A 22,367-nucleotide genomic window follows, 5' to 3' on the forward strand; every position below is an offset into this window, starting at 1 on the left:
GATTGGGTGTTTGGCGACTTCCAGTCTCTCAAACCCAATCCGGATGAACACCGGATACAACCTATTGGAGCTTCACACCTAGTTAGTAGTGACCCGTAGGCGTCCTCTACGCAACGCGGGCGCAGATATCTACCCGCTACAATCCGCCGTTGCGTGGAACCCGCGGGTATTGTCCCGCGATCGACGGGTGTCGGATCCTGTTTGTACGAAGGTGTACGAGGGATTGGGCGACCATCGACGCACCGATTTGCTGAACTCGCCCGTGTCGAATTCCGTGTTTCGATTTGCCACCGTTTCAGGCCAGAGCATCCACTGGTTCCTGAGGCGGAACTGCTCGGTGACGCCGAGCCAGCTGGGCTGGCTCTACGCCTCGCTGTGCGTGGTATCGCTCGGCACCGGCACCCTGTTCTGGCTGCACGGTGCGCCGCTGGTGCTGCCCTTTGCCTGGCTCGAGCTGGCCGCTGTCGGGTTTGCGTTCATGGTCTACGCACGGCATGCGACCGACGGCGAGAAGATCGCGCTGCAGGAGGGGCGGCTCGTCGTGGAGCTCGAGAACGGCGGGCACTACGAACGCACGGAATTTCTTCCGCACCAGGTGCGGATCGAACCGCAGACCGGCGATCGCTCGCTGATCGAGGTCTCGGGGCAGGGTCGATCGGTCAGGGTGGGGCGCTATGTACGCCCGGAGTTGCGTGCGGCTTTGGCCCGCGAGATTCGCATGGCGTTGCGTGGCGCCTGAGGGGGCTCGCGCAGTGCTGCACGGTTGGGTTGTCGATAAATTGAAGAAACGTGAACACGATGAAGAGCATTTGGCGCAATAAGTACAGGCCGGCGAATCTGTTGCTGGCGGCCGGCGCGGCTTTCAGCAGCGCGGCGCACGCAGTCAACGATCTGCCCGGCGGCCCTTCGGTTCGCCAGTTGAATCTTCCGGTCGGCGTGACCAAGATCGCGCAGGAGCAGCATCTGCTCCACACGATCATGATGATCCTGTGCACGGTCATCTTCGTCGCCGTGTTCGCGGTCATGTTCTATTCGATCTGGAAGCACCGCAAGTCGGTCGGCCACAAGGCGGCCAACTTCCATGAATCGGTGGTGGTCGAGGTCATCTGGACCATCGTGCCCTTCCTCATCGTGATCGTCATGGCGCTGCCCGCCACCAAGGTGCTGGTGGCCCAGAAGGACACCACCAACGCCGACCTCACGATCAAGACCACCGGCTATCAATGGAAGTGGGGCTACGACTACCTGAATGGCGAAGGCGAGGGCCTGGCCTTCATCTCCACGCTCGACAGCTCGCAGCGCGCGATGTCCGACGCCGGCGCCAAGGGCGCGATGCCCGACGACTACCTGCTGAAGGTCGACAACCCGCTGGTGGTGCCGGTCAACAAGAAGGTCCGCATCATCACCACCGCGAACGACGTGATCCACGCCTTCGCCGTGCCGCAGCTGGGCTTGAAGCAGGACGCGATTCCCGGCTTCGTGCGCGACACCTGGTTCCGTGCCGAGACCGTGGGCGACTACTACGGCCAGTGCCAGGAACTGTGCGGCAAGGAACACGCCTACATGCCGATCCACGTGAAGGTGGTCTCGTCGGCCGACTACACGACCTGGGTGGCCGCCAAGCGCAAGGAAGCCGCCGCCAAGCTCGACGACCCGACCAAGGTCTGGACGCTGCCCGACATGCTCGTTCGTGGCGAGAAGGTCTATGCCGCCAACTGCGCCGCCTGCCACCAGGCCAACGGCAAGGGCGCGGGCCCGATCAAGGCGCTCGACGGCGACCCGAAGGTGCTCGATGCCGACCACTCGGTGCAACTGCATGTGCTGCTCAACGGCCAGAACAACGGCGCGATGCCGTCCTGGAAGCAGCTGAGCGATACCGACCTCGCGGCCGTGGCCACGTACACCAAGAACAGCTGGTCGAACAAGACCGGCCAGCTGGTGCAGCCGGCCGAAGTGCTGGCCCTGCGCGGCAAGTGATGCGACAGCGTCCCGCGACGAAGAAATTGCAAGGAACAACGAAATGAGTGCAGTCCTCGACCCCCACGGTCACGCCGCCCACGGCGACCACGCACACGACGAGCATCACGACCACCACGCGCCCACCGGCTGGCGCCGCTGGGTCTTCGCGACCAACCACAAGGACATCGGCACGCTCTACCTGCTGTTCAGCTTCACCATGCTGATGGTGGGGGGCGTGCTCGCGCTGCTGATCCGCGCCGAGCTGTTCCAGCCCGGCCTGCAATTGGTGAACCCCGAGCTGTTCAACCAGTTCACCACCATGCACGGCCTGATCATGGTGTTCGGCGCCATCATGCCGGCCTTCGTGGGCTTCGCGAACTGGATGATCCCGCTGCAGGTGGGCGCCTCCGACATGGCGTTCGCACGCATGAACAACTTCAGCTTCTGGCTGCTGATTCCCGCGGCGCTGATGCTGGTCGGTTCGTTCTTCATGCCCGGCGGCGCACCCGCTGCCGGCTGGACGCTCTACGCACCGCTCACGCTGCAGATGGGCCCCTCGATGGACGCCGGCATCTTCGCGATGCACATCATGGGCGCCTCGTCGATCATGGGCTCGATCAACATCATCGTGACCATCCTCAACATGCGCGCCCCCGGCATGACGCTGATGAAGATGCCGATGTTCTGCTGGACCTGGCTCATCACCGCCTACCTGCTGATCGCGGTGATGCCCGTGCTCGCAGGCGCCATCACGATGACGCTGACCGACCGCCACTTCGGCACCAGCTTCTTCAACCCCGCCGGCGGCGGCGACCCGGTGATGTACCAGCACATCTTCTGGTTCTTCGGCCACCCCGAGGTCTACATCATGATCTTGCCGGCCTTCGGCATCATCAGCCAGGTGGTGCCGGCCTTCGCCCGCAAGCGCTTGTTCGGCTACGCCTCGATGGTGTACGCCACCTCGTCGATCGCCATCCTGTCGTTCATCGTGTGGGCGCACCACATGTTCACGACCGGCATGCCGCTCACCGGACAGCTGTTCTTCATGTACGCGACCATGCTGATCGCGGTGCCCACGGCCGTGAAGATCTTCAACTGGATCGCGACGATGTGGCAGGGCTCGATGACCTTCGAGACGCCCATGCTGTTCGCCGTCGGCTTCATCTTCGTGTTCACGATGGGCGGCTTCACCGGCCTGATCCTCGCGGTCGCACCGATCGACACGCAGCTGCAGGACACCTACTACGTGGTGGCCCACTTCCACTACGTGCTGGTGGCCGGCTCGCTGTTCGCCATGTTCTCGGGCTTCTACTACTGGGTGCCCAAGTGGACCGGCGTGATGTACAACGAAACGCGCGGCAAGGTGCACTTCTGGTGGTCGCTGATCTCGTTCAATGTGACCTTCTTCCCGATGCACTTCCTGGGCCTTGCCGGCATGCCGCGACGCTACGCCGACTACCCGATGCAGTTCGCAGACTTCAACGCCCTGGCGTCGGTCGGTGCCTTCTTCTTCGGTTTCGCTCAGCTGTATTTCTTCCTTTTCATCGTGCTGCCCACCATGCGCGGCAAGGGTGAGAAGGCTTCGCAGAAGCCATGGGAAGCCGCTGAAGGCCTCGAGTGGGAAGTGCCGTCGCCGGCGCCGTTCCACACCTTCGAGACCCCGCCCAAGCTCGACGCGACCGCCACCAAGGTGATCGGCTGACAGGCCGCACGACGATGACGACGCCTGAACAAAGAAAGAACAACCGACGCATGGGGCTCACGCTGGCCTCCATCGCGGTGATCTTCTTCATCGGCTTCATCGTCCGCATGGTCTTCTTCAGCGGCCGCTGACCGCCAACCGAACGGGAGCAGCACGCACCATGAGCCTCGGCCAACGCATTCGCCGCGCCAACGTGCGCATGGTCGGCAAGCTGGCCGTCGTGGCTTGCGGCATGTTCGCCTTCGGCTATGCGCTGGTGCCGATGTACCGCGCGATCTGCGAAATGACCGGCATCAACATCCTCGCGCTCTCCGAGCTCGAGGTGCCGGGCGGTGCCAGCGGCGGCAAGAACGTGCGCGTGCCCGACAACACGCAGGTCGACATGACCCGCACCATCACGGTCGAGTTCGACTCCAACGTGCGCGGCGGCCTCTGGGACTTCAAGCCCGCGGAGCGGACCATCCAGGTGCACCCCGGCCAGCTCAACACGGTGATGTACGAATTCCAGAACGTGCAGAACCGCCGCATGGCCGCACAGGCCATCCCGAGCTACGCGCCGCAGCAGGCTGCACCCTACTTCAACAAGCTCGAGTGCTTCTGCTTCAACCAGTACACGCTCGATCCGGGCGAGAAGAAGCAGTGGCCGGTTGCGTTCGTGATCGATCCCAAGATTTCCAAGGACGTGAAGACCATCACGCTGTCGTATACCTTCTTCGAGGTGGGCGGCAAGACGCCTGCGGCACCGGTGGCCGCCGTTTCCAGGACTTCCGATGAGCCGCGCTCGTGACCGATCCCTCGTCGAACCGGCCGAAGGCTTCGCTGTGGGACACGGTGAAGGCGGTGGGCTGGTCGTTCTTCGGTGTTCGCAAGAACAGCGCCTACCAGGAAGACCTGGGCAAGCTGAATCCGCTGCACATCATCGCGGTGGCGTTCGTCGCCGTGATCGTCTTCGTGGTCGGGCTGGTGCTGCTGGTGCGCCACGTGGTCGCAGCAGCCTGACGGCGAAACCCGCGACAAGCAGAATCCATTGAATCGAGAGAAGAAAGAAAGCCAGGAGCTGATATGAGTTCAACCACCCACGGCACCACGCCCTACTACTTCGTGCCCGGACCATCGGCGTATCCGGTTTCGGCCGCGATCGGCCTGTTCTTCGTGATCCTGGGCGCCGCGCAATGGATCAACGGCCACGAGTGGGGCGCATGGTCCCTGCTGGCCGGCATGGTGGTCTGGCTCGGCACGCTGTTCGTGTGGTTCCGCGCCGCCATCGGCGAAAGCGAGAGCGGCCAGTACGGCCACAAGGTCGACCTCTCGTTCCGCTGGAGCATGAGCTGGTTCATCTTCTCGGAAGTGATGTTCTTCGGCGCGTTCTTCACGGCGCTTTGGTGGGCCCGCACCCACGCGCTGCCGTCGCTCGGCGGCCTGGACAACGCGATCCTCTGGCCCGACTTCAAGGCCGTGTGGCCCAGTGCCGCCGCCGGCGCCACCGGCTCGCCGGCCGGCATCGTCGAGCCCTTCCAGACCGTCGGCCCGTTCTGGCTGCCGACGATCAACACCGCGCTGCTGCTGAGTTCGGGCGTGACGCTCACCATTGCCCACCACGCATTGCGTGCCGGCCACCGCGCACAGACGATCCGCTTCATGTGGCTTACCGTGCTGCTCGGCCTGATCTTCCTGAGTGTGCAGGGCTACGAGTACCACCACCTGTACACCGAGCTGAACCTCAAGCTCAGCTCGGGCACCTACGGTTCGACCTTCTTCATGCTGACCGGCTTCCACGGCCTGCACGTGTTCATCGGCATGCTGATGCTGCTGTTCATCACGCTGCGCCTGCGCAAGGGCCACTTCACGCCGGAACGTCACTTCGGCTTCGAGGGCGCGGCCTGGTACTGGCACTTCGTGGACGTGGTCTGGCTCGGCCTCTACATGCTGGTCTATTGGCTTTGAGCGAAGAACCTCGTCCCGGCATTCCAGAAAAAAGGCGCCGCAAGGCGCCTTTTTCATGGTTCTCGTGGAACGAGCACCATCTACTTGCCGACTGGGAGCCCGGTGGGCTTGATGTAGCCGAGTTTCCAGGCCAGCAGCAGGCAGAGGAACAAAAACACCGAAAGGCCGATCCGAACGGTGAGCGCGCGCGCCATGCCGCCGCTCTTGGCGCGCCCATTGCGCCCGTCCTTCAGCATGAAGAACAGGGCAAACGCGAGGCTCGCGAAGATGCCCAGGAACACCAGGGCGACGAAATATTTCATGACCCACATTATCGGCCGCACGCCCCGTTCCCTCCAGTGACTCCTGAACCCCTGTATTCCGAAGACCGGCGCCGGCCGGGCCGTTTCTGGCTCATCACCATCGCTGCCGTGCTGACGGTGGCAGCCACCGTTTCACTGGGCCGCTGGCAGTTGTCGCGCGCCGCGCAGAAAGAAGCGCTGCAGGCCGACATCGAGGCCCAGAAGCTGAAGCCGGCGCTGACTCAGGCCGAGTTCCTGGCGATGGAGAAGCCCTCCTACGCGATGCATCGCCCGGTGCGCCTGCGCGGCCTGTGGCTGACGCCGCAGACCGTATTTCTCGACAACCGCCAGATGCACGGCACGCCAGGCTTCTACGTGCTGACGCCCTTCGCCCTGGAAGGCACCGAACAGACGGTGATGGTGCAACGCGGCTGGATCCAGCGAAATTTCGTCGACCGCACGCGGCTGGGCGCGGTCGAGACGCCCGCCGGCATCGTCGAGGTCACGGGCCTGGTCGAGCCGCCGCCGAGCCATCTGCTGGAATTGGGCACCCCCGCATCCGCACCGGCCGCGGCTGCTTCGGCGCCTGCCCCGGCGGCCTCCGCACCGGCCGCTCCGGCATCGGCCGCCGAGGGGTATTCGCCCATCCGGCAAAATCTCGACCTGGAAGCCTTCCGCGCCGAAACCAAGCTGCCGCTGCGCACCGACGTGTCGCTGCAACAGAGCGGACCGGCCTCCGAGGGCCTGCAGCGCGACTGGCCGGCCCCGGCGCTGGGCCTGGAGAGGCACTACGGTTACGCATTCCAGTGGTTCGGCCTGTCGGCCCTCGTCGTCATCCTCTATGTCTGGTTCCAATTCATCACACCCCTCCGCCGCTCGAGGCGCCGCGCGCGCGATGGCCGCTTCTGACGAGCCGCTGGGCCTGACGGTGCATTCGATGCCGTCGCCCAACCAGGCGCTCGACGGCGCGGAAGGCCGGCGCACGGTCATGGGGCGCTGGAAGATGATCGCCGTGATGCTGATGTGCGCGGCGCCCGTCATTGCCTCGTACTTCACCTACTACGTGATCCGGCCCGAAGGCCGCAGCGTCTACGGCGAACTGGTCGAGCCGCAGCGCGAGCTGCCGAAGCTGACGGCCACCGACCGCAATGGTGCGCCGGTGGACATCGCCACGCTCAAGGGCCAGTGGCTGCTGGTGGCCGTGGCCGATGCAGCCTGCGATGCGCTTTGCGAGCAGCAGCTCTACCTGCAGCGCCAGCTGCGCGAGAGCCTGGGCCGCGAGAAAGACCGCATGGACCGTGTCTGGCTCGTGAGCGACGCCGCGCCCGTGCCCGAGCGCCTGAACAACGGCCTGCATGGCGCGACGGTGCTGCGCGTGCCGGCCGACCAGCTGGCCAAGTGGCTTGCTCCCATGCCGGGCCACTCGCTGGCCGAACACCTCTACGTGGTCGATCCGATGGGCAACTGGATGATGCGTTTCCCCGCCCGCATGGACGCGGCCGGTGCCAGCCGCGCCAAGCGCGACCTCGACCGCCTGCTGCGCGCCTCGGCGTCGTGGGACGAACCGGGCCGCTGACCGCCTCCGACTTGCCCATGGACACGACCACCTCGCTCTACGATCTGACGCCCATCGCCTGGCTCATGGCCGCGGGCGTCCTGATCGCGCTTGGCCCGCTGGTGTGGGTCTGGCGGCGCAACGCGGGTGCAGGCCCGGCGCGGCGGCTGCATGCGCTGACCGTGCTCACGCTGTTCCTCACCTTCGATCTCACGCTGTTCGGCGCCTTCACGCGGCTCACCGACTCCGGCCTGGGCTGCCCCGATTGGCCCGGCTGCTACGGCAACGCCAGCCCGGCCGGCGCGCGCCATGAGATCGCGATGGCGCAGGCCGCGCAGCCGACCGGCCCCGTCACGCACAGCAAGGCATGGGTGGAGATGGTCCACCGCTATCTGGCAACGGGTGTCGGCGTGCTGATCCTCACGCTCGCGGGTGCCACCTGGATCGCGCGCCGCCGCCAGCGCCGCGCGCCGCCGCCGTCGAAAGACGGCGAGCACCACGCCACGCTCAGCGCGTGGTGGCCGGCATTTACCCTGGTTTGGGTCTGCCTGCAGGGCGCCTTCGGCGCACTCACGGTGACTTGGAAGCTCTTCCCCGCCATCGTCACGCTGCATCTGCTCGGTGCCGTGGTGTTGCTGGCGCTGCTCTGCATCCAGGCCGTGCACTACCGGCAGACGGCTGCGCAGCGGCTGCCCACCGCCGTAGCGCCTGCACTGCGCAACGGGCTCATTGCGACCACCGTGCTGCTGGGGCTTCAGATCGCGCTCGGCGGCTGGGTCAGCACCAACTATGCGGTGCTGGCCTGCACGCAGTTCCCCATCTGCCAGGACAGCTGGTGGCCGGCCATGAACTTCGCGCAGGGCTTCGAGATCTGGCGCCACCTCGGTGTGACCGGCGAGGGCCAGCCGCTCGATTTTTCCGCGCTCACCGCCATCCACTATGCGCATCGGTTGATGGCCTATGCGGTGTTCGTCGCGCTCGGCGTGCTCGCATGGCACCTGCGCCGCATCGCGGCGTTGCGTCCGCAGGCGCGCTGGCTCGCGGGGCTGGCGCTGCTTCAGCTCGCCACGGGTCTTGGCAACGTGCTGCTGGGCTGGCCGCTGGCCGCGGCGGTGCTGCACACCGGCGGCGCCGCTGCGCTCGCCGTGGTGCTCACCTGGGCGCTGTGCGAGAGCCGGCGCGATCCCGCGGCGCTGATCGTGCGTGCCGGTGACAATGCGTCCGCCAACAACAATAGCCAGAGGAAGGCCGCCGCGTGAGCACCCCGATCCCCGTTCAGCAAACCAGCACCGCGAACGTGCTGCGCCAGTTCTACGCGCTGACCAAGCCGCGCGTGGTGCAGCTAATCGTGTTCTGCGCGCTGATCGGCATGGTGCTGGCCGTCCCCGGTCTGCCTTCGTGGGCCGACGTGCAGCGCGCGGTGCTGGCCTGCATCGGCATCTGGCTGGTGGCCGGTGCCGCTGCCGCGTTCAATTGCCTCGTCGAGAAGGGCATCGACGCCAAGATGAAGCGCACCGCGTGGCGTCCCACGGCGCGCGGCGAACTCAGCAACAGGCAGGCGCTGGTTTTCTCGGCGCTGCTGTGCGCGGCGGGTTCGGCGCTGCTGTGGTTCACGGTCAATCCGCTCACCATGTGGCTCACCTTCGCCACCTTCGTCGGCTACGCGGTGATCTACACCGTGATCCTCAAGCCGCTGACGCCACAGAACATCGTGATCGGCGGCGCGTCGGGCGCGATGCCGCCGGTGCTGGGCTGGGCCGCGATGACGGGCTCCCTGGACCCCGGGGCCTGGATTCTTTTCCTCATCATCTTCCTGTGGACGCCGCCACACTTCTGGGCGCTGGCGCTCTACCGCGTGGAGGACTACCGCAAGGCCGGCCTGCCGATGCTGCCGGTCACGCATGGCAACGAGTTCACGCGGCTGCAGGTGCTGCTGTACACCTTCATTCTGTTCGCGGCCTGCATGATGCCCTTCATCTACGGCATGAGCGGCTGGCTCTACCTGGCGGTGGCCGTCGCGGTGAGCGCCGGCTTCACCGGTTATGCGTTCGCGTTGTGGCGCAACTATTCCGACGCGCTGGCGCGCAAGACCTTCCGCTTCTCGCTGATCCACCTGAGCGTGCTGTTCCTGGCGCTGCTCGTCGATCACTACCTTCACTGACCAAGTCTTCATGAACAAGCGCAACGCTCTTCGACTGATGGCCACGGGCGCCGGCTGGGTGGGCGTGGCCGCTGCCCTGGGCCTGGGCCTTGCGGGCTGCGGCGAGGCCCGGCAGAACTTCAACGCCGTCGACATCACAGGCGCGGACTACGCCAAGGACTTCTCGCTGAAGGACGCCGACGGCAAGGTCCGCACCATGGCCGACTTCAAGGGCAAGGTGGTCGTGCTGTTCTTCGGCTATGCGCAATGCCCCGACGTCTGCCCCACCACCATGACCGAGATGGCGCAGGTCAAGCAGCAGCTCGGCAAGGACGGCGACAGGCTGCAGGTGCTGTTCGTCACGGTCGATCCGGCGCGCGACACGGCAGAGGTGCTCAAGGCCTACATGGGCGCGTTCGACCCGAGCTTCGTCGCGCTGATCCCCACGCCCGACGAGCTGGCCGCTGTCGCGAAGGACTACAAGGTCTACTACAAGAAGGTCGACGGCAAGACGCCCACCAGCTATTCGATGGACCACTCGGCCGCCAGCTATGTCTACGACACGCAGGGGCGGCTGCGGCTCTATGCGCGTTATGGCGCGGGCGTGCCGTCGATGGTGTCGGACCTGAAGACGCTGCTGGCTTCCTGAGGAAGACCGCTTGTTGGCCGCCGTGGACTCGGTCGAGCACCTGAAAGGGCGCAAGGGCGCCTTCCGCATCGCGCTGATCCCGCCCGAGGTGCTCAGCGCACTCAACGACGGGCTGCTCGAAACCGTCAACCTCAACGAATTCATGGCGCTGGAGCTGCCCCGGCTGGCGCGCAGCGTGGCGGGGCACATCGGGCTCGACGCGCAGGGCGAGCGGCTGGTCGACACACTCGCGATGCTGAGCGCTTTCAAGCCCATGCAGCGGCACGGGCACATCGCGCGTGCGCTCTACGACATGGCGGCACTGCACGGCGAGCGTGACGCTGTCGCGCACCGGCTGGCCACGCACGCGAGCGACGTGGCCCGCTGCTGGGCCGCGCAATGGGTCGCGTTGTCGGGCCTGCCGCTGGCGGCGCAGCTGGAGGCGGTGCGCCGCTTCGCCGCCGATCCGCATTTCGGCGTGCGCGAGATCGCCTGGATGGCGGTGCGCGACGAGGTCATCGCGTCGCTCGACGAAGCGCTTGCGCTGCTGCAGCCGTGGGTCTCCGATGCCGACCCCAACATCCGCCGCTTTGCGAGCGAACTCACGCGGCCGCGCGGCGTGTGGTGCGCGCAGATCGATGCGCTCAAGACCGAGCCGTGGCGGGCCTTGCCGCTGATCGAGCCGCTGCGCGCCGACTCCAGCCGCTACGTGCAGAACTCGGTCGCCAACTGGCTCAACGACGCAAGCAAGAGCCAGGGCGAGTGGGTCGACAAGCTCTGCGCGCGGTGGGTGGCAGAGTCGGACACGGCCGAAACCCGCTACATCGCGAAGCGGGCGCTGCGAACGCTCTCCAAATGAAGAAAGCCCGGGAATGCCGGGCTTTCTTCTGAAGGGACAAGGCTTACGCGTAGTCCGCGAGCGCCTTCTTCATCTTCTTCATGGCCGCGACCTCGATCTGGCGGATGCGCTCGGCACTCACGCCGTACACCGCGGCCAGGTCGTGCAGCGTCATGCCGCCCGAGCCGTCGTCGTTGACCTTGAGCCAGCGCTCTTCCACGATGCGGCGGCTGCGGTCGTCCAGCGCTTCGAGTGCGGTGGCGATGCCGTCGCTCGACAGGCGGTCGCGCTGCTGCGATTCGAGCAGTGCGGTGGGTTCCTGCGTGGCGTCGGCCAAATAGGCGATCGGGCCGAAGGCTTCGTCGCCGTCGTCGGAGGGGCCCGGATCGAGCATGACGTCGCCGCCCGACAGGCGGGTTTCCATCTCGAGCACTTCCTCGGGCTTGACGTTCAGCCGGGTCGCCATCTGCGACACCTCGTCGGGGCTCAGCGTCTCGCGGTGCGTGCCGTTGTCGGCCGCGGCCGAGTCGGCCTTGAAGCCTTGCTTCATCGAGCGCAGGTTGAAGAACAGCTTGCGCTGGGCCTTGGTCGTCGCGACCTTGACCATGCGCCAGTTCTTCAGGATGTACTCGTGGATCTCGGCCTTGATCCAGTGCATGGCGTAGCTCACGAGCCGGACGCCCTGGTCGGGGTCGAAGCGCTTCACGGCCTTCATGAGGCCGACGTTGCCTTCCTGGATCAGGTCGCCGTGCGGCAGCCCGTAGCCCAGGTACTGGCGGGAAATGGACACCACGAGGCGCAGATGCGACAGCACCAGCGCGCCGGCGGATTCGAGGTCGTTGTGGTCGCGCAGCTTGCGTGCGAAGCCCTGCTCTTCTTCAAGCGTGAGCAGCGGCAGGCGGTTGGCGGCCGAAATGTAGGCGTCCAGGTTGCCCAGCGGGGGAACCATCGACCATGGGTTGGCGACGGCCAGCTGGTTGGCAGAGACTCCAGACAGCGTTGTCATCAGGGAAACTCCTTTGTGTGGGCCATATTAGCACTCGATTAGAGGGAGTGCTAAACCAAGGGTTCCCTTGAATTTCTATCGTCGTGATAGACCAGGGCTACCAGCGTACCCCCAGCTTTAGGAAAAGCTTGGACAGCACGAACAACGGTCCGACCCAGAGATATTGGAGGTCTTCGAAGAACGAAGGTTTCTTGCCCTCGATCTTGTGGCCCACGAACTGGAAGATCCAGGCCACCACAAAGATAGCGGCTGAAATCGGCAATGCAAGTCCGCCCATCGCATGCACCAGCGCCAAGGCCAGTGCGGTCAGGGCGAGCATGGCCAGCAGGAAGGCCGGCGAGCGCAGCAAGGCGTAGTAGACGAGGCTGGCGGCCACGAAACCGTAGGCCACCCAGGGATGGAGCGCGAACAGCAAGCCGACGATGCTCAGCATGATGGCCGGGATGGCCACGAAATGGATCAGTTCGTTGGTCGGATGGCGGTGGCTCTCCTCGTAATGGGCGAGCAGCCGGTCGACCTTGCGGTCGCTCGATCCAAGGGGGGCGGCGGCGGTGTGCGTCATGGCGGGTCTCCGGGACGCCGTGGGATGCGGCGAGATATTCGATGGTGCCCACGGCAAAGCCCGATGGCAAGGCGCCCGCCATGAAATTGCTATAAAAAATGTAGCGCCAAGGACAACGGCTGCCGTGCACGCCGTGACTTTGTGCACTGTCGCCAAAAGGCCCCGTCGCTAAGATCGGCACGTGCCGTCCTTCGACTCTCCATCCGCATCTCTGTCACCGGCCGCGGAGGCCGGCGCCTCCACCCGTGCACCCGGGGCGATCCTTGTCGTGGACGACCACGACCTGCTGCGTCTGGGCGTCTGCGCGCTGGTGCAGGCGCAGGCTGCCTCGTCCGGCGCGAGCATCGAAGTCTTCGAGGCTGCCAACGCTGCCGATGCGATCGCGCTGTACGAAACCCACCAGGCCTCCATCGGCCTGGTGCTGCTCGATCTCGCGTTGCCCGACACGCACGGCCTGAGCGGGCTGGCGGAGTTCCGCCGGCGCTTTCCGGCCGCGCGCATCGTGGTGCTCTCGGGCACCGGCAGCAGCGCGCTGGCGCAGGGCGTGCTCGCGCTGGGCGCCGCCGCCTTCCTGCCGAAGTCGGCCGACCTGAAGGAGGTGGTGAGCTTCATCCGCGCCTGTGGCCTGCTCGATCCAGCTTCGCCCGACGCGGCGGAACTGCCGCCCCCGCCAATGCCCAAATCGCTCGCCGGTTATGCGGAATTCGCGCACGCCAGCGCCTGGCGGGAGCTCACGCCGCGGCAGATGCAGGTGCTGCAATGGGTGCTCGAAGGCAAGGCCAACAAGGAAATCGCACAGCTCGCAAACCTGAGCGAGGGCACGGTGAAGAACCATGTCTCCACCATCCTGCTGCTGTTCGGCATGCGTTCCCGCGCCCAGTTGATCAGCACCCTGCATTAAGCGTGCAGCCCGTCGCGCCGAACGACCCGCCCCCCGACCACGCTCTCGCCCAGCGCGTGCTGCGCGAGCACGTCGCCTCGGTCTACGACACCTACCGCACTTCTACGCTGACCCACATGGCCTTCGTGGTGGTGTTCGGCGCCATCATCTATTCGCAGCTGAAGAACCCGAACCTGCTGTTCTGGCTGGCCGGTCTGCTGATGGTCGATGTCTACGTCTTCTTCACGCCACGATGGAACCCCTCGCGCCCCGCGCGCGAAAGCGCGTACTGGGCCCGCAAGATTTCGCGCATGGTCACACTCGTCAGCATGGTCACGGCGGTGGTGCCCTGGCTCATCGTCCCGTACGACAACCTGCCGATGACCTCGCTGCTGATGGCCGTCGTCGTCGGCAGTTGCTCTCGCGCCGCACAGTCGCTGTGGCCGCTGAAGGCCGCGCTGTTCGGCTACACGCTGCCCATGTCGCTGGGCCTGCTCACAGCGCTGGCGTGGCAGGGCGACGGCCTGCATCTTTTCCTGGCTGCGGCCGGCGCGGCCTACCTGCTGCTGACGCTGCGCGCGGGCATCGGCCAGCACAAGCTCCTGACCGAATCGCTCATGCTGCGCTTCGAGAACGAGGCGCTGGCCGCGCGGCTCGGCGAGCAGATCGCCGCGACCGAGCGTGCGAGCGAAGAAAAAACGCGCTTTCTCGGCGCCGCCAGCCATGACCTGCGCCAGCCGCTGCACGCCATCGCGCTGTTCGGCGCCGCACTCGAGAACGAATTGCGCGGCCGCCCCGAAAGCCGCAACGCCGAGCGCCTGATGCGCGCGGTGAACGCGCTGGGCGCTTCGCTCGACACCATGCTCGACGTCTCGCGCCTCGACGCCGGTGTGATCACGCCCGTGCCGCAGCCGGTGCAGCTCGACGCGCTGTTCCTGCCGCTCAATCACACCTTTGCGGCACGGGCCGAACAGAAGCAGCTGCAGCTGCGCGTGCGCGCCAGCGGCCTGTGGGTGCACAGCGACCCGCAGCTGCTGCATCGCATGCTGTCGAACCTGATGGACAACGCGCTCAAGTACACCGCACGGGGCGGCGTGACCGTCACGGCCCGCGAGCGCGGCGACGCGGTGTGGATCGAGGTGCGCGACAGCGGCATCGGCATCGCGCCCGAGCAGTCCGGCCGGATCTTCGAGGAGTTCTATCAGATCAACAATCCGGGCCGCGACCGCTCGCGGGGGCTCGGCATTGGGCTGTCGATCGTGCAGCGGCTGTCGCTGCTGCTCCGGCATCCGGTGCAGATGCGTTCGCGGCTGGGGCGGGGCACGCACTTTCGCGTGGTGGTGCCGGCCGTGAGTGCGGCGGAGCGCGCGGTGGCAGGGGTGCCGGCACCGGCCGCCATGACCGGAGCGACCACCGAGAAGCGCAGCAGCCCCGCGCCGGTCCTGCCCAGCCGCGTGCTGCTGCTGGACGACGAACTCGAAATCCGCGAAGCCATGACCGGCCTGCTGCGTTCCCATGCCATCGACGCCCATGCCGTGGCGGACGAGGCTGGCGCTGCCGCCGCCCTGCGGCAGGCGATCGGCGAGCGCCGTCCCTTCGATCTCCTGCTGTGCGACTACCGCCTGGCCGACGGTGCAGATGGGCTCGACGCGGGCCTGCGATTGAGCCAGGGGCAGGGCGGCAGCGCCGGAGTGCCGCTGCTGCTGATCACAGGAGAAACCTCGCCCGATCGGCTGCAGCGGGTGCGCGAATCGAGGGTGCCGGTCTTGTTCAAGCCGGTGGTCGCAGCATCGCTGCTCCAGGCCATGGCGGAGCTCGTCACGGCGAAGCAGCCGCTGCGCCCTGACGCCTGAATCCATCGCCATGCACTGAGGCCGCTTCGCGCACCTGACCCGCGAATGCAATGACTTTCGGCACTGGCGAGAGTCAACCTCTCGCCCTACCTTCGATGGAGTCCCCTTGCGGCATGCCAATCCCGGCCGCAGCGGTGCAATTCGAACAATCGACAGCGGAGGTTCTTCAATGAAATTCAAACGAGCGGCGGTCGCGCTTGCAGTGGCGGGCACACTTGCCCTGGTCGCATGCGGGGGGGGGGGCGGGGGGGGGGGGGGCGGCGGATTTCCGCTGCCGCCCGGTGACGGCGGCACGCCACCCCCGCCACCGCCTGCGCCTGCGGCACCACCGCCTCCCGCGCCGCCAGCGCCGGCTCCCGTGCCGGCCACGCGCACCTTCATGTATGAGGCACTGCCGCTGGCAGGCGACCGCGGGGCATTCGCCGCCAACCTCAATGCGCAGGGCGCACGCGGTTTCCGCTTCCTGAGCGGCTTCGCCTTCACGACCAGCCCAACCACCGCCGAACAGGTCGAGGGCTACGTGCGCGACGCCGACACCACCTACAGCTACGAGCTCCATCCGATCACAGCGAACAACGCCGCCTTCCTGACCCAGGCCAATGAAGTCGGCGCGCGCGGTTTTCAGTGGGTGGGTTCATACATCATCAACGGCGACCAGTTCTACATTTATCGGAAGAACAACGGCGCGCCGGGCGTCTTCAGCTACCGGATCGAGCCGCTGTCCGCGAACAAGGCGGGGTTCCTGGCCCAGGCCAACGGGCAGGGCGCGGAGGGCTTCTACAACGTGGCGCCCGCGTTCCTCGTGGGCGATCCCAGTGCCGTGTCGATCTACGAGAGGAATGCGGCCGCCGGCGCCACCTATGCCTACGAGATCGGCGACATCGCCGGCAACGACACCGCCTACCTCGCCCAGCTCAACGAGCGCGGTGGGCGCGGCTTCCGCTCTCGCACCGAGTACCTGTTCGGCGACGGCGGGGGCGTGATCTACGCGAAGGACTTGTCGCAGTCGGCCACCTTCAGCTTCTACACGCTGGAACCCCAGCCCGGCAGCACGGCCTTCATTCAGCAGGCCAACACCGAAGGCGCCAAGGGCGGCGGGCTGGTCGGCGGCATCGGGCTGCCCAGCGGCGCGATCAAGACGCTTTATTTCAAGCCGCTCAACTGCGCAACCGGCTCGCTGTGCGTTCCGGTGTCGCTGTTCGGCCTCTGAACCTCCAGCAGCCGGTCAGGGAGCAAGGGAGAGAAAAAATAGAAAGCGAAAGCGGCCCCGGCGCAAGCAGGGGCCGCTTTTTCCTTTCTATCCGAGAAGCGCCTGCGCGAATTCGCGGGCGTTGAAGGTCTCGAGGTCTTCGAGCTTCTCGCCCACGCCGATGAAATAAACCGGAATCGGCCGTTCGCGCGCAATGGCGCACAGCACGCCGCCCTTCGCAGTGCCATCGAGCTTGGTCACGACGAGGCCAGTCAGGCCCAGTGTCTCGTCGAAGGCCTTGACCTGTGCGAGCGCGTTCTGCCCGGTGTTGCCGTCGATCACGAGCAGCACCTCGTGCGGCGCCGTGGCGTCGGCCTTGGTGACGACGCGCTTGATCTTCTTGAGCTCGTCCATCAGGTGCAGCTGCGTCGGCAGCCGGCCGGCCGTGTCGACGAGCACCACGTCCTTGCCGCGCGCCTTGCCGGCGTTCACCGCATCGAAGCTCACGGCCGACGGGTCGCCGCCCTCGTTGCTGACGATCTCGACCGTGTTGCGGTCGGCCCAGACCAGCAGCTGCTCGCGCGCCGCCGCCCTGAACGTGTCGGCCGCGGCCAGCAGCACCGAGGCGCCTTCGTCGGCCAGGTGCTTGGTGAGCTTGCCGATGGAGGTGGTCTTGCCCGCGCCGTTGACGCCGGCCACCATGATGACGGTGGGCGTGAACCGGCCGATGACCAGTGGTTTCTCGAGCGGACGGAGCAGGTCGGCGATGGCCTCGGCCAGCAGCACCTTGACCTGCGCCGCGTCGGTGGCCATCTGGCGCTTGACGCGGCCGCGCAGGTCGTCGAGCAGGTACTCGGTCGCCTTCACGCCGGTGTCGGCCATCAGCAGGGCGGATTCGAGCTCTTCGTACAGCGCGTCGTCGATCTGCGCGTTGACGAACACGGCCTGGATGCCAGTGCCGGTCTTGCGCAGGCCGGTCTTGAGCTTGTCGAACCAGCCCTTGCGCTCGGTGGCGACGGCGGCTTCGATCGCTGGCGCTGGCGCAGGAGTCGGTGCGGGTGCGGGGACCGGTACGGGCGCCGCCGCGACCGGCGGCGCGGCAATGGGCGCAGGCGCCGGGGACGGCACGGGTGGCGTTGCAGGCGGGGGCGCAGGAGGCGCTTCTTCAGCCGCCGGCTTCGAACCAAACCAGCTCGAAGGCGAGAACACGGAGCGTGCCGGTGCGGGCTCCGGGGCGGGCGCCGGCGCGGCCGGCGGGTTGGCAGCCGGCGTATCGGGGGTCTCGGCAGGCGGTTTTTTCTTGAAGAAACTGAACATCGGGAGCTTTTTACAATCCGACCCATTCTATGAAACACCTCCCGCCACGCCGTGCTGCGTCTGGTGCGGTGCTGGCGATGGCGCTTCTGGCGCCATGGGCCATGCCTGCGCAGGCCCAGACTGATTCGACTCCCGCCGCCGCAGCAGCAGCCGCGCCCGGCCCCCGGCAACTCACGCTTGCCAACGGCATGACGCTGATCGTCCAGCCCGACCGGCGCTCGCCCACGGCGGTGCAGATGGTATGGGTCCGCGTGGGCTCGATGGACGAGGTCGACGGCACCTCGGGCGTGGCGCATGCGCTCGAACACATGATGTTCAAGGGCACCAAGGACATCAAGCCCGGCGAGTTCTCGCGCCGCGTGGCGGCCCTCGGTGGCCAGGAAAACGCCTTCACCACCCGCGACTACACCGGCTACTACCAGCAGATCCCGGTCGGCAGCCTCGAGCAGGTGATGAAGCTCGAATCGGACCGCTTCGCCAACAACCAGTGGCCCGACGACGAGTTCAAGCGCGAGATCGAGGTCGTCAAGGAAGAGCGCCGCCTGCGCACCGAAGACCAGCCGCGCGCGCTGCTCGGCGAGCAGCAGAACGCCGCCGTCTTCACCGCCTCGCCTTACCACCGCCCCGTGGTCGGCTGGATGAGCGACCTCGACGCCATGACGCCCGAGGACGCACGCGCCTTCCTCAAGCGCTGGTACGTGCCCGCCAACGCCGTGCTCGTGGTGGCTGGCGATGTCGACGTGGCCCAGGTGCGCGCCATGGCCGAGAAGTACTACGGCCGCATTCCCTCTCGCGCCGTGCCAGTGCGCAAGCCGCGCACCGAGCCGGCGCAGCGCGGCATCCGCCGCATCGAACTGAAGGCACCGGCCGAGCAGGCGTATGTGTCGCTGGCCTTTCGCATACCGCAGCTCGCCAACATCGACGCGAACAGCGATGCCTGGGCGCTGGTGGTGCTGTCGGCCGTGCTCGACGGCTACGCCGGCGCCCGGCTCGACCGCGCCCTGACCCAAGGCCCCGACCGTGTCGCCGATTCGGCGGGTGCCTATTCGGGATTCATCGGCCGCGGCCCGCAGCTCTTCATGCTCGACGGCGTGCCGGCCGCCGGCAAGAGCGCCGAGACGGTCGAAGCCGCACTGCGCGCGCAGGTCGCGCGCGTCGCCAGGGACGGCGTGGGCGAAGCCGAGCTGGCCCGCGTCAAGACCCAGTGGGTGGCGAGCGAGACCTACAAGCGCGACTCGGTGATGGCCCAGGCGCGCGAACTCGGCAGCAACTGGATCCAGGGCCTGCCGCTCGACGCGAGCGAGCGCATCGTCGCCCGGCTGCAATCCGTCACGGCTGCCCAGGTGCAGGCGGTGGCCGCCAAGTATTTCGGCGACGACCAGCTCACGGTCGCCACGCTGCGCCCCCTGCCGCCCGAAGCCAAGCCACGTGGCCGCGGCTTCGCGGCGCCCGCAGGCGAAATGCGCTGAAAGACAGGTCCCGATTCCATGAAAACTCTCAAGAAGATCGCGCAATGCGCCCTGTTCGCAGGCGCGGCCCTCATGGGCATCACCAGCGCGCGGGCCGCGCTGCCCATCCAGCAATGGACGCTGGCCAACGGCGCGAAGATCTACCTCGTGTCGACCAACGCGCTGCCGATCGTCGACATGCAGGTCGATTTCGACGCCGGCAGCCGCCGCGACCCCGCGGCGCAGGCCGGCCTGGCCAGCGCCACCGCGACCATGGTGGAGAAGGGCGTGCGCGCCGGCAAGGTCGGCGAACCGGCGCTCGACCAGAACGCGCTGGGCGAAGCCTGGGCCGATCTGGGCGCCAGCTTCGACGTGAGCGCGGGCACCGACCGCACCAGCTACTCGCTGCGCACGCTGTCCGATCCCGCGCTGCTGAACAAGGCGGTCGCGCTGGCGTCGCGCGAGATCGGCGAACCTGCCTTTCCGGACGACGTTTGGCAGCGCGAACGCGAACGCATCAACGCGGCCATCAAGGAAGCCAACACCAAGCCCGCGACCATTGCGGGCCGCGCCTTCGCGCACGCGGTGTACGGCGTACATCCCTACGGGCAGGAAGTGACGGAAGAGACACTGGCGCGCATCGACATCGCCGCCATGCGCCAGCGCTACCAGCAGCTCATCGTGCCGTGCCGCGCCAAGCTCAGCATCGTGGGCGCCGTCACGCGCGTCGAAGCCGAAACGCTGGCGACCACGCTGCTGTCGCGGCTCCAGGCGTCAGAGTCCTGCACACCGCTGCCGGCCATCGCGCCGGTGGCCGCGCTGGCGGCGCCGAAGGACGAGCGCATTCCCTTCGACTCGGCCCAGGCCCACGTCTTCGTCGGCCAGCCCGGCTATCCGCGCAAGGACCCGGACCACTTCGCCCTCACGCTGGGCAACTACGTGCTCGGCGGCGGCGGTTTTGTCTCGCGCCTGATGAACGAGGTGCGCGAGAAGCGCGGCCTGACCTACAGCATCTACAGCGGCTTCGCGCCGGGGCTCGATGCGGGCGCCTTCCGCGTCGGCTTCCAGACCCGGCCCGACCAGGCCGAGGAGGCGGTGAAGATGTCGCGCGAAGTGGTCGCCAGGTTCGTGGCCGAGGGCCCGACCGCCAGCGAACTCAAGGCTGCGAAGGACAACCTGATCGGCGGTTTTCCGCTGCTGCTGGACAGCAACCGCAAGCTCATCGGCAACGTCGCCAACATCTCCTGGCACGACCTCCCGCTTGACTATCTCGACACCTGGACCGCGCGCATGAACGCGGTCACGGCGGCCGACGTCAAGGCGGCCTTCCAGCGCAAGCTGCAGCCCGAGCGCATGGTGACGGTGGTGGTGGGCGGCAAGGACGCCAAGACCGCCAAGGCGCAGCCGTAGCCGTAGCCGGTCACGCCAGGGCGTGCGGGCCGCGGCGGGCGGCTGCGCGCACCGCCGCTCCCAGCCTTTCGAGCAGCCGCGGCACTGCGCGCGCCTGTTGCCAGTAGAGCGGCACCGGCAGCGTCGAGCCGGGCACCAGCTCCACCAGTTTTCCCTCGCGAATGGCATCGGCCACCATGCTGGCCGGATGCATGCCCCAGCCCATGCCCGCACACGCCGCCTCGACGAAGGCATTGGGCGAGGGAATCCAGTGGCGCGGCGTCTCCACGTTGCGGTGGCAGATGCGGCGCACCCAGCGTGCCTGCAGCCTGTCCTTGCGGTCGAACACCAGGCTCGGCGCGCTCGCCAGCGTGCGGGCGCCCACGCCCTTGGCGAAATACTCGCGCACGAACGCGGGGCTGGCCGCCGCCACGTAGTGCATCGTGCCGAGCGCCTCGCTGTTGCAGCCCGCCACCGGCTGGGCCAGCGCGGTGACGGCCGCGAGCACCGCGCCGCTGCGCAGCCGTTCGGCCGTGTGGTCCTGGTCGTCCACCGTGAGGTCGAGCAGCGCGGCCGGCTCCTGCGCGGCGAAGGCCGCGGCAGCCGCCATGAACCAGGTCGCAAGGCTGTCGGCGTTGACGGCCACCCGCACCGTGACGCGCTCGCCGCCCGCCTTGTCGCCGGCCATGCCGAGGGCAGGCAGGGCATCGCGCAGCTCGTGCTCCAGCATGCCCACGCGTTCGACATGCCGGCACAGCTGCAGCCCGGCCTGCGTTGCGACGCAGGGCTGGCCGCGCACCAGCAGCGCGCCGCCGGTGCGTTCCTCCAGCTGTTTGATGCGCTGCGACACCGCCGAGGGCGTGACGTTCAGGGCGCGGGCGGCGCGTTCGAAGCTGCCTTCGCGCACGACGGCGGCAAGGGCGTTCAGGGCGGCGTAGTCGAGCATAGTGATGAAGAGAAACTGAACTTGCGTTAGAAAGTTTAGTTTGAGTTAACTTGCATCCAGCGGCAAGCTCGAAGCATGCAAGCCGTACACACCACCACCGCCTTCGCCAATGGGCTCTTCATGAGCCTGGTCCTCATCGTCGCCATCGGCGCGCAGAACGCCTATGTGCTGCGCCAGGGCTTGCGTCGCGAGCACGTGGGCGCGGTGGTGCTGTTCTGTGCGGCCAGCGACGCGGTGTTGATCGGCGCGGGGGTGACCGGCATGGCGCAGGCACTGCAGGGGCGGCCGATGCTGGCCACGGTGCTCGCGGGGCTCGGCGCGGCGTTTCTTTGCGGCTACGGACTGAAGGCGCTCTGGCGTTCGCGCCGGTCCGCCGCGCTGCAGGCCACGGCGGGGGGCGTTTCGCTGTCGCGCGCGGCCGTGGTGGCGCAGGCGGCCGGCTTCACGCTGTTGAACCCGCATGTCTATCTCGACACGGTGCTGCTCGTGGGCAGCGCGGGGGCGCAGTACGCGGGGCTGCTCAGGCTGTGGTTCGTGGCGGGTGCGGCCACGGCAAGTGCATTGTGGTTCACCTCGCTGGGCTTCGGCGCAAGGCTTCTCGCGCCGGTGTTCGCACGTCCGCGCGCCTGGCGGATGCTCGACGCACTCGTGGGCGGAACCATGCTCGTGCTGGCGGCCATGCTGGCGCGGCGCGCACTGGCTGGCATCTGAGAAGGTGCCCGGACGGCGG

At 67.2% G+C, this 22,367-nt stretch carries 24 protein-coding genes; 19 read left to right on the plus strand and 5 right to left on the minus strand.

The genetic code is table 11. The features are described 5' to 3' along the window. The first annotated feature begins 262 nt into the window (after window positions 1–262). The 7 genes from ACCC97_RS16565 (at window position 263) to ACCC97_RS16595 (ending at window position 5,605) form a co-directional block, all read left to right on the plus strand. Entirely contained in the window at window positions 263–739 is a 477-nt protein-coding gene (locus tag ACCC97_RS16565) for a DUF2244 domain-containing protein (protein ID WP_042673895.1), read from the plus strand. Between the two features lie 59 nt (window positions 740–798). Continuing rightward, window positions 799–1,977, plus strand: a complete 1,179-nt coding sequence (coxB, locus tag ACCC97_RS16570; protein ID WP_007836364.1) for a cytochrome c oxidase subunit II — start codon at window positions 799–801, stop codon at window positions 1,975–1,977. A gap of 43 nt (window positions 1,978–2,020) precedes the next feature. After that, window positions 2,021–3,661, plus strand: a complete 1,641-nt coding sequence (gene ctaD, locus ACCC97_RS16575) for a cytochrome c oxidase subunit I (protein WP_007836362.1) — start codon at window positions 2,021–2,023, stop codon at window positions 3,659–3,661. Window positions 3,662–3,675: 14 nt separating this feature from the next. After that, window positions 3,676–3,792 carry a cytochrome oxidase small assembly protein gene (locus tag ACCC97_RS16580; protein ID WP_007836360.1) on the plus strand — a complete coding sequence of 39 codons (117 nt, stop codon included), beginning with the start codon at window positions 3,676–3,678 and terminating at the stop codon, window positions 3,790–3,792. A 29-nt stretch (window positions 3,793–3,821) separates the two neighbouring features. Further along, window positions 3,822–4,448, plus strand: coding sequence for a cytochrome c oxidase assembly protein (locus ACCC97_RS16585; protein ID WP_007836358.1), 627 nt, complete (start codon window positions 3,822–3,824; stop codon window positions 4,446–4,448). Then, the gene (locus ACCC97_RS16590) at window positions 4,445–4,660 is read left to right on the plus strand and encodes a DUF2970 domain-containing protein (protein ID WP_007836356.1); all 216 of its coding nucleotides are present in this window, start codon (window positions 4,445–4,447) and stop codon (window positions 4,658–4,660) included. The genes ACCC97_RS16585 and ACCC97_RS16590 overlap by 4 nt, the downstream gene beginning before the upstream one ends. Before the next feature lie 63 nt (window positions 4,661–4,723). After that, window positions 4,724–5,605 (plus strand): cytochrome c oxidase subunit 3, encoded by an 882-nt coding sequence (locus ACCC97_RS16595; RefSeq protein ID WP_007836354.1) that lies wholly within the window; start codon window positions 4,724–4,726, stop codon window positions 5,603–5,605. An 80-nt stretch (window positions 5,606–5,685) separates the two neighbouring features. Here ACCC97_RS16595 and ACCC97_RS16600 read toward each other — a convergent pair whose 3' ends face one another. Beyond that, window positions 5,686–5,916, minus strand: a complete 231-nt coding sequence (locus ACCC97_RS16600; protein WP_413333982.1) for a twin transmembrane helix small protein — start codon at window positions 5,914–5,916, stop codon at window positions 5,686–5,688. A 27-nt stretch (window positions 5,917–5,943) separates the two neighbouring features. Between ACCC97_RS16600 and ACCC97_RS16605 the strand changes: the two genes are divergently transcribed. Genes ACCC97_RS16605 through ACCC97_RS16630 form a run of 6 tightly spaced genes read left to right on the plus strand, consistent with a single transcriptional unit; the run spans window position 5,944 to window position 11,068 of the window. Beyond that, window positions 5,944–6,795, plus strand: coding sequence for an SURF1 family protein (locus tag ACCC97_RS16605; protein WP_007836350.1), 852 nt, complete (start codon window positions 5,944–5,946; stop codon window positions 6,793–6,795). After that, entirely contained in the window at window positions 6,782–7,462 is a 681-nt protein-coding gene (locus ACCC97_RS16610) for a hypothetical protein (RefSeq protein WP_007836347.1), read from the plus strand. The genes ACCC97_RS16605 and ACCC97_RS16610 overlap by 14 nt, the downstream gene beginning before the upstream one ends. A 17-nt stretch (window positions 7,463–7,479) precedes the next feature. Continuing rightward, window positions 7,480–8,700 (plus strand): COX15/CtaA family protein, encoded by a 1,221-nt coding sequence (locus tag ACCC97_RS16615; protein ID WP_007836346.1) that lies wholly within the window; start codon window positions 7,480–7,482, stop codon window positions 8,698–8,700. Next, the gene (gene cyoE, locus ACCC97_RS16620) at window positions 8,697–9,602 is read left to right on the plus strand and encodes a heme o synthase (RefSeq protein ID WP_007836343.1); all 906 of its coding nucleotides are present in this window, start codon (window positions 8,697–8,699) and stop codon (window positions 9,600–9,602) included. Before ACCC97_RS16615 ends, cyoE begins: the two co-directional genes overlap by 4 nt. 10 nt (window positions 9,603–9,612) lie before the next feature. Continuing rightward, window positions 9,613–10,230 carry an SCO family protein gene (locus tag ACCC97_RS16625; protein WP_007836335.1) on the plus strand — a complete coding sequence of 206 codons (618 nt, stop codon included), beginning with the start codon at window positions 9,613–9,615 and terminating at the stop codon, window positions 10,228–10,230. 10 nt (window positions 10,231–10,240) lie between these two features. Next, on the plus strand, window positions 10,241–11,068 hold the full coding sequence (locus ACCC97_RS16630) for a DNA alkylation repair protein (RefSeq protein ID WP_237726142.1): 828 nt from the start codon (window positions 10,241–10,243) through the stop codon (window positions 11,066–11,068). 43 nt (window positions 11,069–11,111) lie between these two features. Here the strand turns inward: ACCC97_RS16630 and rpoH are convergent, their stop codons facing one another. Together rpoH and ACCC97_RS16640 are read right to left on the minus strand one after the other, a co-directional pair. Beyond that, the gene (rpoH, locus tag ACCC97_RS16635; protein ID WP_007836332.1) at window positions 11,112–12,053 is read right to left on the minus strand and encodes an RNA polymerase sigma factor RpoH; all 942 of its coding nucleotides are present in this window, start codon (window positions 12,051–12,053) and stop codon (window positions 11,112–11,114) included. 97 nt (window positions 12,054–12,150) lie between these two features. Continuing rightward, on the minus strand, window positions 12,151–12,615 hold the full coding sequence (locus ACCC97_RS16640) for a DUF962 domain-containing protein (protein WP_007836331.1): 465 nt from the start codon (window positions 12,613–12,615) through the stop codon (window positions 12,151–12,153). Window positions 12,616–12,796: 181 nt separating this feature from the next. Between ACCC97_RS16640 and ACCC97_RS16645 the strand changes: the two genes are divergently transcribed. From ACCC97_RS16645 to ACCC97_RS16655, 3 genes are all read left to right on the plus strand, one after another. Next, window positions 12,797–13,516, plus strand: coding sequence for a response regulator transcription factor (locus ACCC97_RS16645; protein WP_007836328.1), 720 nt, complete (start codon window positions 12,797–12,799; stop codon window positions 13,514–13,516). A 2-nt stretch (window positions 13,517–13,518) separates the two neighbouring features. Beyond that, window positions 13,519–15,348 carry an ATP-binding protein gene (locus ACCC97_RS16650; protein WP_413333924.1) on the plus strand — a complete coding sequence of 610 codons (1,830 nt, stop codon included), beginning with the start codon at window positions 13,519–13,521 and terminating at the stop codon, window positions 15,346–15,348. Between the two features lie 358 nt (window positions 15,349–15,706). Further along, the gene (locus ACCC97_RS16655) at window positions 15,707–16,558 is read left to right on the plus strand and encodes a hypothetical protein (protein ID WP_413333926.1); all 852 of its coding nucleotides are present in this window, start codon (window positions 15,707–15,709) and stop codon (window positions 16,556–16,558) included. Between the two features lie 87 nt (window positions 16,559–16,645). Here ACCC97_RS16655 and ftsY read toward each other — a convergent pair whose 3' ends face one another. Then, the gene (gene ftsY / locus ACCC97_RS16660) at window positions 16,646–17,854 is read right to left on the minus strand and encodes a signal recognition particle-docking protein FtsY (RefSeq protein WP_413333928.1); all 1,209 of its coding nucleotides are present in this window, start codon (window positions 17,852–17,854) and stop codon (window positions 16,646–16,648) included. A gap of 29 nt (window positions 17,855–17,883) precedes the next feature. Here ftsY and ACCC97_RS16665 point away from each other — a divergent pair, with 29 nt between their 5' ends. Together ACCC97_RS16665 and ACCC97_RS16670 are read left to right on the plus strand one after the other, a co-directional pair. Next, the gene (locus ACCC97_RS16665; protein WP_413333930.1) at window positions 17,884–19,323 is read left to right on the plus strand and encodes a M16 family metallopeptidase; all 1,440 of its coding nucleotides are present in this window, start codon (window positions 17,884–17,886) and stop codon (window positions 19,321–19,323) included. 18 nt (window positions 19,324–19,341) lie between these two features. Then, the gene (locus ACCC97_RS16670) at window positions 19,342–20,712 is read left to right on the plus strand and encodes a M16 family metallopeptidase (RefSeq protein ID WP_413333933.1); all 1,371 of its coding nucleotides are present in this window, start codon (window positions 19,342–19,344) and stop codon (window positions 20,710–20,712) included. A 10-nt stretch (window positions 20,713–20,722) separates the two neighbouring features. On the opposite strand, the gene ACCC97_RS16675 is transcribed toward ACCC97_RS16670, so the two are convergent. After that, window positions 20,723–21,637 (minus strand): LysR family transcriptional regulator ArgP, encoded by a 915-nt coding sequence (locus ACCC97_RS16675; RefSeq protein WP_413333935.1) that lies wholly within the window; start codon window positions 21,635–21,637, stop codon window positions 20,723–20,725. Window positions 21,638–21,712: 75 nt separating this feature from the next. Between ACCC97_RS16675 and ACCC97_RS16680 the strand changes: the two genes are divergently transcribed. Beyond that, window positions 21,713–22,348 carry a LysE/ArgO family amino acid transporter gene (locus ACCC97_RS16680; protein WP_007836318.1) on the plus strand — a complete coding sequence of 212 codons (636 nt, stop codon included), beginning with the start codon at window positions 21,713–21,715 and terminating at the stop codon, window positions 22,346–22,348. Window positions 22,349–22,367 lie beyond the last annotated feature (19 nt).

The organism is Variovorax sp. Varisp85 (genome assembly GCF_047304045.1).
In the GTDB taxonomy this organism is placed as follows: Bacteria; Pseudomonadota; Gammaproteobacteria; order Burkholderiales; family Burkholderiaceae_C; genus Variovorax.